The organism is Blastococcus sp. TF02-09 (assembly GCF_003319105.1).
In the GTDB taxonomy this organism is placed as follows: Bacteria; Actinomycetota; Actinomycetes; order Mycobacteriales; family Geodermatophilaceae; genus Blastococcus.
In genome coordinates this window covers 281953-297571 of the sequence record NZ_QOHH01000001.1, presented here as the reverse complement: position 1 = coordinate 297571, position 15619 = coordinate 281953, and the positions used below count along the sequence as shown (strand labels likewise).

Sequence of the window (15619 nt, the reverse complement as noted above, 5' to 3'; positions counted from 1 at the left end):
GATCACAGGGACGTCGGACCGTGGCGGGGCCCGCCGGGCAGGGCCACGCTGGGCGGGGTCCCGTCCGCACGGGGGCAGATCCCGATCGGAGCCAGCCGTGCTGAACACCAGCAGGGTCGAAGCCAACATCCCCGCCGCCGACCTCGGCCGGGCGCGAGCCTTCTACGCCGACACGCTCGGCCTCAAACCGACCCGCGAGCTGGCCGGTGCCGCCCTCACCTACGAGACCGACGGCGGCACCGCCTTCTCCATCTACGAGACGGCCTACGCCGGCCAGGCCGGGCACACCATCGCCCAGTGGCACGTCACCGACATCGAGTCCGAGGTGCGCGACCTCAAGGCCAGGGGCGTGACCTTCGAGGTCTACGACATGCCCGGGGTCCGCTGGGACGGCGAGATCGCCGCGCTCGAGGGTCTGGGCCGGGCGGCCTGGTTCAAGGACAGCGAGGGCAACATCATGTGCATCGACCAGGAGGACGCCGCCGGGTGAACGCAGCGACGGCCCTCCCGGAGGACCGGGAGGGCCGTCGCCGTGCCCCGTGGGGGCGGGTGCGGTCAGTGCATGAGCACCGGCGCGGGCGTCGCGCCGTCCTCGTCGTCGAGGAGGTGGGACTCCTCCTTCTTCCGCGGCAGGAACGCCACCGGGACGAGGGCGAGCAGGACCAGGACGAAGGCGACCATGAACGTCGCCCCGAAGCCCTCCGCCATCGACTGCAGCGGGTCGGTCGTGTTCTCCAGCCGCGACCGGATCTGGTTGGTCAGCACGACCGACAGCACCGCAGTGCCGATGGAGCCACCGACCTGCTGGACGATGTTGACCAGCGTCGAGCCGCGGGCGACCTCGGCGTTGCTCAGCGACTTCAGCGCCGAGGTCATGATCGGCATCATCGTGCCGCCCATGCCCAGGCCCATCACGAACAGCGCGCCGCAGAGCAGCGGGTAGGGCGTGTCGGCGTCGACCTGCGTGAAGGCGAAGAAGCCGGCGGCCATCACGAGCAGGGCGACCGGCACGGTCCGGCCGATCGGCACCTTGTCGGCGAGGACGCCGGCGATCGGCATCGTCACCATGGCGCCCAGACCCTGGGGGGCGATGAGCAGACCGGCCATCAGCGTCGTCTCACCGCGCACCTGCAGGAAGTACGACGGGAACAGCAGCCCGGCACCCATGAACGCGATGATGAACACGAACATCGACACCGTGGCGATCGTCAGCCGCCGGTTGCGGAACAGCCGCAGGTCGATCAGCGGCTTGTCCGTCCGCAGCGCGTGGGCCACGAACACCAGGATCAGCGCGACGCCGATCGTGGCCGACACCCAGACCCGCGGGCCGAAGGACGCGCCCTCGCCGCCCTCGGCGATCGAGGAGACGCCGAACAGGAACAGGGCCAGACCCGGCGAGAGCAGCAGCATGCCGAGGAAGTCGAACCGCTCGGTCGGGCTGGGCTGGTCCTTGGGCAGCACGGCGGAGGCGTAGGCGAGCGCCACGAGGCCGATCGGCAGGTTGATCAGGAAGATCCAGTGCCACGAGGCGATGTCGATCAGCCAGCCGCCGAGGATCGGGCCGGCGATGGGGCCCAGCAGCATCGGGATGCCCAGCACGGCCATGAGCCGGCCGATGCGGTCCGGGCCCGCGGCGCGGGTCAGGATCGTCATGCCCAGCGGCATGAGCATGCCGCCGCCGAGGCCCTGCACGACGCGGAAGGCGATGAGCATCTCGATCGAGGTCGCCACCGCGCACAGCACCGAGCCGGCGGTGAACAGGAACAGCGCGGCCAGGTAGAGGCGCTTGGTGCCGAAGCGGTCGGCGGCCCAGCCGGTGAGCGGGATGACGGTGGCCAGCGCCAGCGTGTAGGCCGTCATGGTCCAGGCGACCGTGGCGTAGGTGGCGTCGAAGACGTCCTGGAAGGTGGGCAGCGCGACGCTGACCACGGTGATGTCGAGGATCGACATGATGGCGCCGAGCACGACGACACCGGCGATCTTGAGCACCGCCCCGTCGATCTTCTCGGGGTATGCCGGTGGCAACGGTGGAGCGGAGTCGGTCACAGGCAGGTCTCCTGGTCAAGGGCCGGGCGGAGGGCGCCGCCCGCGAGGATGTCGGTCAGTGCCCCGTGCAGCTGGTCGCGCTGCTCCGGGGCGAGGGTCTGGGCGAAGGCCCGGAGCGACTCGCGCTTGGCCTCGATGTGCTGGGCCACGAGCTTCTCGCCGCCGGGCGTCAGCGACACGAGCTTCACCCGGCGGTCGCTCGCGCTCTCCCTGCGCTCGACCAGGTGCAGGCCGACCAGCTGGTCGACGTTCCGGCCGGCCGCGGCCATCGACAGGCCCAGGGCCTGGGCGATGGAGTGGATCGGCATCGGCTCGGCGGTCTTGGAGAGCAGGAACAGCGCGCGCGCCTGCGAGAACGACAGGTCGCTCTCGATCAGTGCGTCCAGGCCGTCGGACTCGCTGAGGTTCATCAGGCGGGTCAGGAAGTCCACGAGCACGTCGTAGAGATCCTCGGGCTGGGTGGGCACCGGAGAACACTAACGCAGATGCAACTGTCGATGAAGTGAGACGTTTGACGTCCCGCGATGAAGTGCGCCACACGGCCGGGACCCCCGGCCACGGTGCTGGGCCAGAATGGGCGCATGACCTCGCGCCCGGCGTCCCTCCGGCTCCCGGCGCCGGCGGACGGCCACGGCGGCAGGTGAGCACCCCCGCCGCCGAGGACGTGCGCACCGCCCCACCTCCTCCCTCCCCCGCACCGCGTGCCCGGCGGCACGTCGGCCGGCTGCGCCCGCTCCTGCTCCTGGCCGCGGCTCTCGTGGGCTGGGCCGTCACCGCCGGGCTGGTCGCGCTCTGGGACGTGTCGGTCGTGGAGGAGGAGTGGCGCGACCGCCTCGTGCCGGTCCTGACCGTCCTCGGCGGTGTGGCCGGCGTGGCTGTCGCCCTCGCCGCCCGCCACCGCCCGCGCGCGGCCGCGGACGCCGGGGCCGTCCTCGCGGGCGTGCTGATCGGTGCGGCGGCCACGGCGGCGCTGCACGGCACCCGCTGGGGCTGGGGCGGGCTGTACTCCGACTCCGCCTTCCGCACGCAGATGGCCACCCGCTACGCCGAGACGCCGGGGTTATTCGACTACAACTACCGCGGTCTGCCCGCCTACTACCCGCCCGCGCTGGGCTGGATCCAGGGCCGGCTCGCGGCGCTGACCGACGTGCCCGGCTGGGAGGCGGTGAAGCCGGTCCAGCTGCTCGTCGGCGTGCTGGTCCCGCTGGCCGCCTACCTCCTCTGGCGGCCGGTGGCCGGCGCTCTCCCGGCCGCCGCCCTCGTGACCATCTGGACCGCCGAGCCGCACAAGCCCGACGAGTGGCTGGTGCTCGCCTGCCTGCTGCCGTGGTTCCTGCTGGCGGTGCGCGACGTGCGGGCGCCGGGGGTGGCGCGCTGGCCGGCCTGGCGGCTCGGCGCGGTGCTCGGCCTGCTCGCGCTCGTGCACACCTACTGGTTCCTGCCCTTCGGCCTGGCCACGCTCCTGGCGCTCGCGTACGACGCGGTGCGGCGCCGCGTCCCCCGCCGGTCCGGTCCGCCCCGCGCGCCCGTGCTGCCGCTGCGGCGGGCCGCAGCGATCGGCGCCGTCGCCGTCGCGGTGGCCGCGCCCACCTGGGTGCCCCTGGTCGTGGCCCGGCTGCGGTTCCCGTCGGACGGCCTGCAGCTGCGCTACGGCTTCCCCGGCGGCCACGAGCTGGTGCTGCCGTCGGTGTTCGAGGAGGCGCAGGCCGCCGGGGTGGTCGGCCTGGTCTGGCTGGCCTGGGCCACCTGGTGCCGGCTGCGCGGCCGGGACCTGGGCGGCGCCACCTACCCGCTCGCCGCCGGGCTGGGGCTGGCCGTCCTCGGCTGCTGCGCCACCCTGGGGCTCGGTGCCCTGGCCGAGCGCGCCGACGTCGGCTTCCTGGCCTTCAAGACGCAGGACGCCCTGCTCCTGGTCCTGCTCGCCGCAGGCGTCGTCGGTGCCGCCGACTGGCTGGGCCGCTGGTCCCGGCGCACCGGGCCGGCGGCCCGCGCCGCGTGGCTCCCCCGGCTCGCCGCCGTCGTCGTCGCGGGCGGCGCGGCGGCGTCGGCGGCCCACCACCTCGCCGCGGACTGGGTGGTGGGGCACCACGCGCTCACCGCCCAGACCACGCGCTACCCCGACGGGTCGGTGCCCGCCGGGGACCCCGACGGGCCGCCCTACATCCCCACGCTCTTCGTCGACCCCGCCGACCCGCCGGTGACGGAGGTCCGCGCGGCCTGGCGGGAGCTGCGGCCCGACGTCCCGCTGGACGAGGCGGTGCTGGTCACCTCGCAGGTGGACCTGCTGGCGACGACGCCCGTGCACGGGTTCCTGACGTTCAAGAGCATCTACTCCCACCCCAACGGCCGGTTCGAGGACCGCAGGGAGCTGCTCGAGGAGGTCGCCGACTGCCCGACCTCGGCGTGCGCGGCCGACCTCCTGCGGAGCAACGACTTCGACGCCGTCGACGGGCTGGTGCTGCAGCGGACGGGCGAAGACCTGCTGCTGCCGTTCACGGTCGACGACTTCCCCGACCGCACGGTCCGCGACGCGGTCGCCTTCCCCGACCGGGTGCTGACCGGGCCGGAGTTCGAGCGCATCGAGCTCGGCCGGATCGTCGTCGTCGCGCTGCGTCGCTGACGCGACGGGGACGCCGCGCGCAGCCCGGCGCGGCACCCCCTTCCTGCCGGCCGCCGGACCGGCCAGAGTGCGGGCGTCCCCGGTCGGTCCGCTGCCGGTCCGACGACGTCCGCACCGGCCGATCCCGGAGGCACCATGGGCAGCAGGCAGTGAGGCAGGACCGGCGCGCCCCGTTCGTCGCGGCGCTGGAGCACGCCCGGGCGGCCGCCTATCCCGCGGGCGAGTACGTCGGGCAGGAGAGCTTCCTGCGTGCCGCCGAGATCCGCCGGCTGGCGCACCGCGCCGGTATCGGCCCGGGGGTGTCGGTGCTGGACCTGTGCTGCGGCACGGCCGGTCCGGGCCGCCTGCTGGTGGCCGAGCTGGGGTGCGGCTACCTCGGGCTGGACTGCTCCGCGAGCGCCGTGGAGATCGCCCGCCGCCTGGCCGGGGACCTGCCGTGCCGCTTCGAGCAGGCGCAGATCCCGCCGGTGCCGGACACCCGGGTCGACGTCGTCCTCCTCCTGGAGACCATGCTCGCCTTCCCGGACAAACCGACCCTCCTGGCCGAGGTGGTGCGGGTGCTCGCGCCCGGGGGCCGGTTCGCCTTCACCGTCGAGGAGGGGCGGCCGCTCGCACCGGGAGAACGGGCCCGGATGCCGGACGCCGACACGGTCTGGCTCGTCGAGCTGGCGGAGCTCCGGGCCATGCTCGGGGCGGCGGGGCTCACGGTCACCTGGCAGGAGCAGTGGAGCGTCGCTCACCACGCCACCGCGACCGCGCTGCTGGCGTCCTACCGGGCGGACGCGGGCACCGTCGCCCGGCACGTCGGGGCCACCGCCGCGGCCGAGCTGATCGCCGCCCACGAGCTGTGGTGCGACTGGCTGGGCGGCGGCCGGGTGCGGAAGTTCGCGGTGGTGGCCCGCAAGGGAGTGGACCGGTGAGCGCCGGGACGGCGAGCCATCCCTACAGCCGGTACCTGGCCGCGAAGCGGACCGTGGACGACCGGGCCCTCAACCGCCCCGTCCTCGACGAGCTGCGCCGCCTGCTGCCGCCGCGCCCGCCGCGGGTCCTGGAGATCGGTGCGGGGCTGGGGACGATGGTGGCCCGCCTCCTGGACTGGCAGGTCATCGGCGACGGCGAGTACACCCTGCTCGACGTCGACCCCCGGCTGCTGGAGGACTCCCGCGCCTGGCTCTCCGCGTGGGCCCAGGCCCGCGGGTTGCCGGCGCAGACGCTGCCGGACGGGGTGCGCCTTGGCGGGCTGCGCGTGCGGCTCATGGAGGCCGAGCTGGGCGGCTACCTGCGGACCGGCGGAGCCGGACCCGTCGACCTGCTGATCGCCAACGCCGTGCTGGACGTCGTGGACGTGCCGTCGGTCCTGCCGCCCCTGCTGGCGCTCCTCGCCCCGGACGGCGCCTACTGGTTCACGGTCACCTTCGACGGCGACAGCGTCTTCCAACCCGACCACCCCGCCGACGACGCCGTCCTGGGCGCCTACCACCGCAGCATGGACGACCGGGTCCGCTACGGCCGGCCCGCCGGGGAGCGCCGGGCCGGCCGGCACCTGATCGGGCACCTCCGCACGGCCGGCGCGCCCCCTCGGGCGGCGGGTTCGTCGGACTGGGTCGTCCTCGCCGGCCCGGACGGCAGCTACCCCGACGACGAGGCCTGGTTCCTCGAGTGCATCCTCCGGACCATCCAGGACGAGCTGGCCGGTCCGGCCGCACCGGCCGGCCTCGCCGGCTGGCTCGCCGCCCGCCGTCACCAGCTGGCCCGCGGCGAGCTGGTCTACCTGGCCCACCAGCTCGACGTCGCGGGCAGGTCGCCCGGGTGATCACCGGGCCCGCCGCCGGGTTCCCGTGGCGGAGCGGGCCCACGCCGGCGCCCATCCGTGCTACACCGCATGTCCGTGGTTCGACGCCCCACCGGTGAGCCGCGGCGAGGGCGTGGATCGCTGCGGAGGCGCCGTGGGCACTGTTCGAGCGGAGGCGGCCTCCGGCGCGCTGGCCACGCCCGCCCTCCTCGGCGTCCTCTCGCTGACCACCGGCCTCGGCGCGGCGGGCTGGGCCGCCGGCCTCGCCGTCGGCTGGGCGGCGACCGCGCTGATGGCCGTCGGGCGGGCCCGGCGCGGGCAGCCGATCCTCCCGCCGGACCGGGTCACCCTCACCCGGGCGCTGCTGAGCGCCGGGGCCGCGGGACTGGTCGTCGACTCCGCCGGCGGGCCGCCGGCGGTGCCCGCGCTGGTCGTCCTGGCGTCGGTCGCGCTGCTGCTCGACGCGGTGGACGGGCGGGTGGCGCGCCGCACCGGGACCGTCACGCCGTTCGGCGCCCGCTACGACGGCGAGGCCGACGCCTTCCTCATCCTCGTGCTGAGCGTCGCGGTCGCGCGCGACCACGGGAGCTGGGTGCTGGCCATCGGCGCCGCGCGGTACGTGCTGCTGGTCGCCGGGTGGGCGGTCCCGTGGCTGGCCGCTCCGCTCCCCTACCGCTTCTGGGGCAAGGTCGTCGCCGCCGTCCAGGGCATCGTGCTCACCGTCGCGGTGTCGGGCGTGCTGCCGCCGCTCGCCGCCACGGTCGCGCTGGCGGTCGCGCTGCTGCTGCTCGCCGAGTCGTTCGCGCACAGCGTCGTCTGGCTGTACCGGGCCGGCGCGGGTCCGCGCACCCGGCGGGCGGTGCGGGCGGCCGGCGCGCTGGCCGCGACGGCGGTGGTGTGGACGGCGCTCGTCCTGCCGCCCCGGCTGGACCAGCTGACCCCGGCAGCGTTCGCCCGCATCCCGCTGGAGGGGCTGGCCCTGGTCGCGATCGGGCTGCTGCTCCCGTCCCGGCCCCGGCGGGTCGTGGCGGCTGCCGCGGGGACCGTGCTGGCGCTGCTGGTCGTCGTCAAGCTCCTGGACGCCGGCTTCACCGCGCAGTGGGGCCGACGCTTCAACCCGGTCTTCGACTGGGGCGCCCTCCGCGCCGCGGTCGGGGTGCTGCGCGACTCGATCGGGACCGCCTCGACCGTCGTCGCGCTGGTCGTGGCGGGGCTGGGCCTGGCCCTGCTCGCCGTCCTCGTCGTCGGGTCGACGCTCCGGCTCAGCAGCGCGACCGCCCGGAACGCGCGCCGGTCGGTCCGGGGACTGGCCGCCGTCGGCCTCGTGTGGGCGGTGTGCGCCGCGCTGTCGCTGCAGCTCGCCCCGGCCGGGCCGGTCGCCTCGGCGAGCACCGCCGGACTGGCCCTGGTCCACGGCCGGGACGTCCGGACGGCGCTGGAGGACCAGCAGCGCTTCGAGGAGGCCACCCGCTCCCCCGACCCGCTCGCCGCGCTCCCCGAGACCGAGCCGCTGAGCGCCCTGCGCGGCAAGGACGTGCTGCTTGTCTTCGTCGAGAGCTACGGGCAGGTCGCCCTGGAGGACCCGGACCTCTCCCCCGGCGTCACTGCGGTGCTGCGCGACGGCGACACGCAGCTGGCACGGGCCGGGCAGGAGACCCGCAGCGCCCTCCTCGACTCCCCCATCGTCGGCGGCGGCAGCTGGATGGCCCACGCGACGCTGCAGTCGGGGCTCTGGATCGACAACCAGTCGCGCTACGACCAGCTCCTGGCCAGCGACCGGCTCACGCTCAGCGGCGCGTTCGGCCAGGCGGGGTGGCGCACCGTCGGCGTCAACCCGGCCAACGACCGGCCGTGGCCGGAGGGCGCCTCGTTCTACGGCCTGGACCAGCTCTACGGCCGGTTCGACCTGGGCTACCAGGGGCCGGCGTTCAGCTGGTCCCCCATGCCCGACCAGTACGTCCTCGACGCCTTCCAGCGGCGCGAGCTCGGCCCCGATCACGGGCCGCTGATGGCCGAGATCGACCTCACCACCTCGCACCAGCCGTGGACCCCCCTGCCCCGGATGGTGCCGCGGGAGGAGCTCGGCGACGGCTCCGTCTTCGACCCCATGCCGGCCGAGGGACTGCAGGCGGAGGAGGCCTGGCGCGACCCGGACACCGTCCGCCGGCTCTACGGCGAGTCCGTCGCCTACTCCCTGGAGGCGCTGATCTCCTGGGTCGTCGACCTGGACGACGACGACCTCGTCCTGGTCCTGCTGGGCGACCACCAGCCCCTGCCCCTGGTCGCCGGTCCCGATGCCACCCGCCACGTGCCGATCTCCGTCGTCACCTCCGACGCCGACGTGCTCGACCGCGTCGACGCCTGGAACTGGCAGGACGGACTGCTGCCGAGCCGCAGCGCACCGGTGTGGCCCATGGACGAGTTCCGGGACCGGTTCATCGAGGCCTTCACCCCCGCGTCCGGCGCGCAGGCGCTCCGGCAACCGCGATGACCGGCGACGTCCGCGCCTTCTGGCTGCGCGAGCCCGGGGCCGGCGAGCTGCGGACGGTGCGGCTCCCGGAGCCGGGTGCCGGCGAGGTCCTCGTTCGGGCCCTCCACTCGGGCATCAGCCGGGGGACGGAGACCCTCGTCTTCCGCGGCGAGGTGCCCGAGAGCCAGTGGGAGGCGATGCGCGCCCCTTTCCAGGACGGCGACTTCCCCGGCCCGGTGAAGTACGGCTACCTCAACGTCGGGGTGGTCGAGCGCGGACCGGCCGACCTGCTCGGACGCACCGTCTTCTGCCTGTACCCGCACCAGACGGCGTACGTGGTGCCCGCGGACGCCGTGCTGCCCGTCCCGGACGGCGTCCCGGCCCGGCGCGCCGTCCTCGCCGGGACGGTCGAGACCGCGATCAACGCGCTGTGGGACGCCCCGCCGCTGCTCGGCGACCGGGTCACGGTCGTCGGCGCCGGGATGGTCGGGTGCTGCGTCGCGCGGCTGCTGGCGCGGTTCCCGGGCACCGACGTCCAGCTGGTCGACGTCGACCGGAGCCGGGCGGACGTCGCGGCCCGGCTCGGCGTCCCGTTCGTCGCACCGGAGGACGCCGCGGGCGGACGGGACCTCGTGGTGCACGCCAGCGCCACCGCGGCGGGGCTGCAGCTGTCGCTCGGGCTGCTCCGCGCCGAGGGCACCGTGCTCGAGGTGAGCTGGTACGGCGACCGGGAGGTGACGCTGTCGCTGGGAGCCGCGTTCCACTCCCGCCGGCTGGCCGTGCGCGCCAGCCAGGTGGGCGTCGTGGCACCGGCGCGCCGGAGCTCCCGGAGCCCCCGCGACCGGCGCGCGCTGGCCCTGGACGTGCTGCGCGATCCGGCGTTCGACGCGCTGCTCACCGGGGCGTCGCCGTTCGACGACCTGCCCGGGGTGATGGCCCGGCTCGCGGCCGGCCGGCTGCCGGCCCTCTGCCACACGATCAGCTACGACGCCCAGGAGTGATCGGTGTTCACCCTCACGGTCCGCGACTCGATGATGATCGCGCACAGCTTCACCGGCGCGGTGTTCGGCCCGGCGCAGCGCCTGCACGGCGCGACCTACGTCGTCGACGCCACCTTCCGCCGGTCGGAGCTGGACGAGGACGGCCTGGTCGTCGACATCGGGGCCGCCGGCACCGCCCTGCACGCGGTGCTCGGGGAGCTCACCTACCGCAACCTGGACGACGACCCCGACCTGGCGGGGACGAACACGACGACCGAGGCGCTGGCCCGCGTGGTCGCCGACCGGCTCGCCGCCCGGATCGGCGACGGCGCCCTGTGCCCCGGCGGCGCCGGCCTCGAGGGGCTCACCGTCACGCTTCACGAGTCGCACGTGGCCTGGGCGAGCTACGAGCGCGGGCTGTGAGCGGCCTGCTCGTCGTCGTGCCGGCCGGGATCGACGACCCGGCGCGGGTCAGCGGCGGCAACCGCTACGACCGGGAGGTCTGCGACCGGCTGCGCGCCGTGGGCTGGACGGTCTCGGAGATCGCCGTCGAGGGCGGCTGGCCGCGGCCGGACGACCGCGCGCTGACCGCGCTGGCGGCGCAGCTCGACACGCTCCCCTCTGACGCCCTCGTCCTGGTCGACGGGCTGATCGCCTCCGCGGCCGCCCCGGTGCTCGTGTCGCGGTCGTCCCGCCTGCGGTTCGTCGTCCTCGTGCACATGCTCTTCGGGGAAGACGACGGCGCCGTGCCGGCGCGCTGCGAGGCGGCCGTCCTCTCCGCGGCGCGGGCCGTCGTCACCACCAGCGAGTGGACCCGTCGCCGCGTGCTCGAGCGGTACCGGCTGCCGGCGGCGTGCGTGCACGTCGCGCGCCCCGGCAGCGATCCGGCGCCGGTGAGCCGACGCCGGCCCGACGGGCAGCGGCTGCTGTGCGTGGGCACGCTGTCCCGGCTCAAGGGGCAGGACGTGCTACTGGCCGCCCTGGGGAGGATGACCGCCCTGCCGTGGAGCTGCGCCCTGGTCGGTCCGTCCGACCGGGAACCGGGCTTCGCGGCCTCGCTGGTCCGGGAGGCAGTGCCCGCCCTGGCCGGCCGCATCCGGATGCCGGGCACCTGCACCGCGGAGGCCCTGCGCCGGGAGTACGCGGACGCCGACCTGCTCGTCGTCCCGTCCCGCGCGGAGACCTACGGCATGGTCGTCGTCGAGGCGCTGGCCGCGGGCGTCCCCGTGGTCGCCAGCGCGGTCGGCGGTCTCCCGGAGGCCGTCGGGCGCACCCCATCGGGCGTGCCCGGGCTGCTCGTCCCCCCGGACGACCCGGCCGCCCTGGCCGGGGCGCTCGAGCGCTGGCTCACCGACGACCGGCTGCGCTGCCGTCTCCGGAGCACCGCGCTGGCCCGGCGGGACGCCCTGCCGGGCTGGGCCCGCACCGGCGATCTCGTGAGCGGGGTCCTGGCCTCTGTCCCGGACGCAGCGGACCCGGTAGAGATCCGGGGTGGCGGGTGATGCGGACGGAAGGCCGGTCGCCATGAGCAGACGGGCATGGGCAGCGGTGCGGCTGCTCGGCGGCGTCCTGGTGCTCGCCGTCGTCGTCTGGCGGGTCGGACCGGACCCGCTCGTGGACGGCGTGCGCCGGCTCGGCTCCGGCACGCTGCTCGCCGCCCTGGCGCTCGGCGCGGCGACGACGCTGTGCCAGGCCTGGCGCTGGCGCGTCGTGGCGGACGCGCTCGGCGACGAGCTGGCGCTGCCCGCCGCCACCGCGGCCTGCTACCGCTCGCAGTTCCTCAACAGCGCGCTGCCCGGGGGCGTGCTCGGCGACGTCCACCGGGGGGTGCGGTCCGGGATCGACGCCGGCGACCTCGGGCGCGGGCTGCGCGCCGTCGCCTGGGAGCGCGTCGCGGGCCAGCTGGTGCAGGGAGCGGTCGCGCTGGCCGTGCTGGCGGTCTACCCCTCGCCGCTGCAGGCCGCGGTGCCGTGGATCGCCCTGCTGGGCGCGGGCGCCGTGGGCGTGCTGCTGGGAACGGGGCGCGGCGTGGCGCGGCACGGACCCGCCCGCGTGGGCCGGGCGCTGCGCGGCGCGGCGCTCGAGGCCCGCGGGTGCCTGCTGCGGCCGACCGTCCTCGCACCGGTCCTGCTCGCCTCCCTCCTCGCGGTCGGCGGCTACGTGGCCATGTTCCTGGTCGCCGCCCGGGCCGCCGGGGTGCAGGCCTCGGCGCAGCGGCTCCTCCCGCTGGCGCTGGTCGTGCTGCTGGCCGCCGCGATCCCGGTCAACGTCGCCGGATGGGGGCCCCGCGAGGGTGCCGCGGTGTGGGTCTTCGCGAGCGCCGACGTCGGCGCCCCCGCGGGGGGCTCGGTCGCGACCGCGTTCGGCGTGCTGACCCTGGTCGCGGTGCTCCCCGGCGCCGTCGTCCTCCTCGCCGGCCGGCGGCGCCCGCCGCCGGCCGTCCGGCCCGCCGATCCCCTCCGGGGGTCGGTGCCCGTCGTCGTGCGCGGCGGGATCCGAGAAGACGGAGCGGCACATGGCTGACCGGCCCTACACCCTGCTCAGCTGCGGCATGTCGATCGACGGCTACCTGGACAGCGCGGAGACCGCGCGCCTGCTGCTGTCCAACGCCGCCGACTTCGACCGGGTCGACGCCGAGCGCGCCCGCTGCGACGCGATCCTCGTGGGTGCCACGACCATCCGGGCGGACAACCCGCGGCTGGTGGTGCGCTCGGCGGCCCGGCGCGCCGAGCGGGTCGCCCGGGGCCGCCCGGCCTCCCCGGTCAAGGTCACGCTGACCCGGCGCGGGGACCTGCCCGCGAGCGCCGCCTTCTTCACGACGGGCGACTCGGACAAGATCGTCTACTGCCCCGGTCCGGCCGCCGCGCGGGTGCGGGCCCGGCTGGGTGCGGTGGCCACGGTCGTCGCGACCGGTGCGGCCGCCGACGTCGACGTGGCGGGCGTGCTGGAGCACCTGTCGGCGCGCGGGGTCGACCGCGTGATGGTCGAGGGGGGCGGCACCGTCCTCACCCAGTTCCTGACCGCCGGCCTCGTGGACGAGCTCCACCTGGTCGTGGCGCCGCTGTTCGTGGGCGACTCCCGCGCGCCGCGGCTCGTCGGCGACGGGTGCTTCCCCTGGAACGCGTCCCGCCGGGCGCAGCTCGCGGGGGTGCGGGAGATCGGCGACGTCGTGCTGCTGCGGTACGCCCTGTCCAAGCGGTTCTGCGCCGAACCGGCTGCCGGGGCGGTCCGATGACGTCCGCGGCGCCGCACGCGGCGATCCGCACGCAGGTCCGGATCCCGTTGCGGTTCACCGACGGCTACAGCACGACGGCGCTCGTCAGCACCTTCACCGGGCTCGTCGACGGCCGGGAGCACCTCGCGCTGGAGTGCGGGACCCCGCCGCCGGTCCCGCTGGTCCGCCCGCACAGCGAGTGCCTCACCGGCGACGTGTTCGGCAGCCAGCGCTGCGACTGCGGCCCGCAGCTCCGGGAAGCCGTCGAGCGGATCACCGTCGCCGGCGGGCACCTGCTGTACCTGCGCCAGGAAGGGCGCGGCATCGGGCTCTACGACAAGCTCGACGCCTACGCGCTGCAGGACACCGGCCTGGACACCTACGAGGCCAACCTCGCCCTCGGGCACGCACCCGACGAGCGCGACTACACGGTCGCGGCGCAGATGCTCCAGGCGCTCGGGGTGTCCACGGTGGCCCTCCTGAGCAACAACCCGGACAAGGCCGTGCAGCTGGAGCGGCTGGGCGTGGCCGTCGCGGCGCGGGTGCCCACGGCCGTGCACCGCTCCGAGGCCAACGCCGGCTACCTCTCCACCAAGGCCCGCAACGGTCATCACGGCCTCGGCTCGGTGGAGCGGTCCGGCACCGTCCCGCCGTCCACGGCTGCCGCCGGGTGAGCGCCCGACCTCGACCTCGCGGTGTGGCCGCCGAGCTCGCCGTCGACCGCGCACCTCGCTGCCACACCGCGAGCAGGACGTCTGGTCGGCGGCGCCGCCCGGCGGTTGGATGGGCGGCGGAGCGGAGGCCTCGACCGCCACAGGGGGGACAGCGCACATGAGCACGTCGTCATCGCCGTCGTACGCCAGCGGGACGTCGACCGTCCCGCTGCTCGGGGACACCATCGGTGCCGATCTCGACCGGACCGCGGCACGGGTCGGCGACCACGAGGCGCTGGTCGAGTGCGCCACCGGCCGCCGCTGGACCTATCCCCAGCTGGTCGCCGACGTCGACGCGTGCGCGCTGGGCCTGGACGCCCTCGGGGTGCGGAAGGGCGACCGGGTCGGCATCTGGGCGCCCAACTGCGCCGAGTGGGTCTTCGTCCAGTACGGGACGGCGAAGCTGGGCGCGATCCTCGTGAACATCAACCCGGCGTACCGCACCCACGAGCTCGCCTACGTGCTGAAGCAGTCCGGCGTCTCGGTCCTGGTCTCGGCTCCCGAGTTCAAGAGCAGCGACTACCGCGCGATGGTGGCCGAGGTGCGCGGCGAGTGCCCCGAGCTGCGCGAGGTCGTCTTCCTCGGCTCCCCCGAGTGGGAGCGGCTGATGGACGTCGGCCGCGCCGGCGACCGCGAGCTCCTGGCGCGACGGACGGCCGAGCTGTCCGCCGACGACCCGATCAACATCCAGTACACGTCCGGGACGACGGGCTTCCCGAAGGGCGCGACGCTCACCCACCACAACCTGCTCAACAACGGCTTCTTCGTCGGCGAGGGCTGCGGCTACACCGAGGCCGACCGCATCTGCATCCCGGTGCCCTACTACCACTGCTTCGGCATGGGGATGGGCAACCTGGGAGCCACCTCGCACGGCGCCACCATGGTCATCCCCGCACCCGGCTTCGACCCCGCCCTGACGCTGCGGGCGGTGCAGGAGGAGCGCTGCACGTCGCTGTACGGCGTCCCCACGATGTTCATCGCCGAGCTGGGGCTGCCCCACTTCGCCGAGTACGACCTCTCCAGCCTGCGCACCGGGATCATGGCCGGCTCGCCGTGCCCGGTGGAGGTGATGAAGCGGGTGGTCAGCGAGATGGGCATGACCGAGGTGACCATCTGCTACGGCATGACCGAGACGTCACCGGTCTCCACGCAGACCGGCGCCGACGACGACCTCGACCGGCGCACCTCGACCGTCGGCCGGGTGCACCCGCACCTCGAGGTCAAGGTCGTCGACCCCGCCACCGGGCTGACCGTGCCCCGCGGGGAGCCCGGGGAGTTCTGCACGCGGGGCTACTCGGTGATGCTCGGCTACTGGGACGAGCCGGCGAAGACCGCCGAGGTCATCGACGCGGCGCGGTGGATGCACACCGGGGACCTCGCGGTCATGGACGACGGCGGCTACCTCAACATCGTGGGCCGGATCAAGGACATGGTGATCCGGGGCGGGGAGAACGTGTACCCGCGGGAGATCGAGGAGTTCCTCTACACCCACCCCGACGTCGTGGACGCCCAGGTGATCGGCGTGCCCGACGAGCGCTACGGCGAGGAGCTCATGGCCTGGGTCCGGCTGCGCGAGGGCGCCGAGCCGCTCACCGCGGCGGCGCTGCGCGAGTTCTGCGCCGGCCGGCTGGCGCACTACAAGGTGCCCCGCTACGTGAAGGTCGTCGACGAGTTCCCGATGACGGTCACGGGCAAGGTCCGCAAGGTCGAGATGCGGCAGGTGTCGGTGGAGGAGCTGGGCCTGCAGTCCGCCGCCGCGCACCGGTTCGCCTGACCCCGGCAGC

At 75.2% G+C, this 15619-nt stretch carries 14 protein-coding genes; 12 read left to right on the top strand and 2 right to left on the bottom strand.

Annotated elements, in window-relative coordinates:
- The first annotated feature begins 97 nt into the window (after positions 1-97).
- Complete coding sequence (locus DQ239_RS01390) at positions 98-490, top strand: VOC family protein (protein ID WP_113832471.1); 393 nt, start codon at positions 98-100, stop codon at positions 488-490.
- A 65-nt stretch (positions 491-555) separates the two neighbouring features.
- Here DQ239_RS01390 and DQ239_RS01385 read toward each other — a convergent pair whose 3' ends face one another.
- On the bottom strand, positions 556-2046 hold the full coding sequence (locus DQ239_RS01385) for a DHA2 family efflux MFS transporter permease subunit (RefSeq protein WP_113832470.1): 1491 nt from the start codon (positions 2044-2046) through the stop codon (positions 556-558).
- The gene (locus tag DQ239_RS01380) at positions 2043-2513 is read right to left on the bottom strand and encodes a MarR family transcriptional regulator (RefSeq protein ID WP_113832469.1); all 471 of its coding nucleotides are present in this window, start codon (positions 2511-2513) and stop codon (positions 2043-2045) included. The genes DQ239_RS01385 and DQ239_RS01380 overlap by 4 nt, the downstream gene beginning before the upstream one ends.
- 173 nt (positions 2514-2686) lie before the next feature.
- Here DQ239_RS01380 and DQ239_RS01375 point away from each other — a divergent pair, with 173 nt between their 5' ends.
- The 11 genes from DQ239_RS01375 to DQ239_RS01325 all read left to right on the top strand — a co-directional run bounded on the left by DQ239_RS01375 (position 2687) and on the right by DQ239_RS01325 (position 15609).
- Entirely contained in the window at positions 2687-4666 is a 1980-nt protein-coding gene (locus tag DQ239_RS01375; protein ID WP_158544756.1) for an arabinofuranosyltransferase, read from the top strand.
- 149 nt (positions 4667-4815) lie between these two features.
- Positions 4816-5586 (top strand): class I SAM-dependent methyltransferase, encoded by a 771-nt coding sequence (locus tag DQ239_RS01370; RefSeq protein ID WP_199582449.1) that lies wholly within the window; start codon positions 4816-4818, stop codon positions 5584-5586.
- Positions 5583-6479, top strand: a complete 897-nt coding sequence (locus tag DQ239_RS01365) for a methyltransferase domain-containing protein (RefSeq protein ID WP_113832467.1) — start codon at positions 5583-5585, stop codon at positions 6477-6479. The genes DQ239_RS01370 and DQ239_RS01365 overlap by 4 nt, the downstream gene beginning before the upstream one ends.
- 133 nt (positions 6480-6612) lie before the next feature.
- Entirely contained in the window at positions 6613-8949 is a 2337-nt protein-coding gene (locus DQ239_RS01360; protein ID WP_199582446.1) for a CDP-alcohol phosphatidyltransferase family protein, read from the top strand.
- Positions 8946-9929 (top strand): zinc-binding alcohol dehydrogenase, encoded by a 984-nt coding sequence (locus DQ239_RS01355; RefSeq protein WP_113832466.1) that lies wholly within the window; start codon positions 8946-8948, stop codon positions 9927-9929. Before DQ239_RS01360 ends, DQ239_RS01355 begins: the two co-directional genes overlap by 4 nt.
- 3 nt (positions 9930-9932) lie before the next feature.
- A complete protein-coding gene (locus tag DQ239_RS01350) occupies positions 9933-10331 on the top strand; it encodes a 6-carboxytetrahydropterin synthase (protein WP_113832465.1) in 399 nt (132 codons plus the stop codon).
- The gene (locus DQ239_RS01345) at positions 10328-11410 is read left to right on the top strand and encodes a glycosyltransferase family 4 protein (protein ID WP_113832464.1); all 1083 of its coding nucleotides are present in this window, start codon (positions 10328-10330) and stop codon (positions 11408-11410) included. The genes DQ239_RS01350 and DQ239_RS01345 overlap by 4 nt, the downstream gene beginning before the upstream one ends.
- A 22-nt stretch (positions 11411-11432) precedes the next feature.
- Complete coding sequence (locus DQ239_RS01340) at positions 11433-12431, top strand: lysylphosphatidylglycerol synthase transmembrane domain-containing protein (RefSeq protein ID WP_113832463.1); 999 nt, start codon at positions 11433-11435, stop codon at positions 12429-12431.
- Positions 12424-13143: a RibD family protein gene (locus DQ239_RS01335; protein ID WP_113832462.1), complete on the top strand. Its 720-nt coding sequence runs from the start codon at positions 12424-12426 to the stop codon at positions 13141-13143. The genes DQ239_RS01340 and DQ239_RS01335 overlap by 8 nt, the downstream gene beginning before the upstream one ends.
- A complete protein-coding gene (gene ribA / locus DQ239_RS01330; protein WP_113832461.1) occupies positions 13140-13796 on the top strand; it encodes a GTP cyclohydrolase II in 657 nt (218 codons plus the stop codon). The genes DQ239_RS01335 and ribA overlap by 4 nt, the downstream gene beginning before the upstream one ends.
- 157 nt (positions 13797-13953) lie before the next feature.
- Positions 13954-15609, top strand: coding sequence for an AMP-binding protein (locus tag DQ239_RS01325; RefSeq protein ID WP_113832460.1), 1656 nt, complete (start codon positions 13954-13956; stop codon positions 15607-15609).
- The last annotated feature ends 10 nt before the right edge of the window (positions 15610-15619 follow it).

Coding starts and splice junctions, on each gene's coding strand:
- DQ239_RS01355 (WP_113832466.1), top strand. CDS start 8,946: ATGACCGGCGACGTCCGCGCCTTCTGGCTGCGCGAGCCCGGGGCCGGC.
- DQ239_RS01340 (WP_113832463.1), top strand. CDS start 11,433: ATGAGCAGACGGGCATGGGCAGCGGTGCGGCTGCTCGGCGGCGTCCTG.
- DQ239_RS01335 (WP_113832462.1), top strand. CDS start 12,424: ATGGCTGACCGGCCCTACACCCTGCTCAGCTGCGGCATGTCGATCGAC.
- ribA (WP_113832461.1), top strand. CDS start 13,140: ATGACGTCCGCGGCGCCGCACGCGGCGATCCGCACGCAGGTCCGGATC.
- DQ239_RS01325 (WP_113832460.1), top strand. CDS start 13,954: ATGAGCACGTCGTCATCGCCGTCGTACGCCAGCGGGACGTCGACCGTC.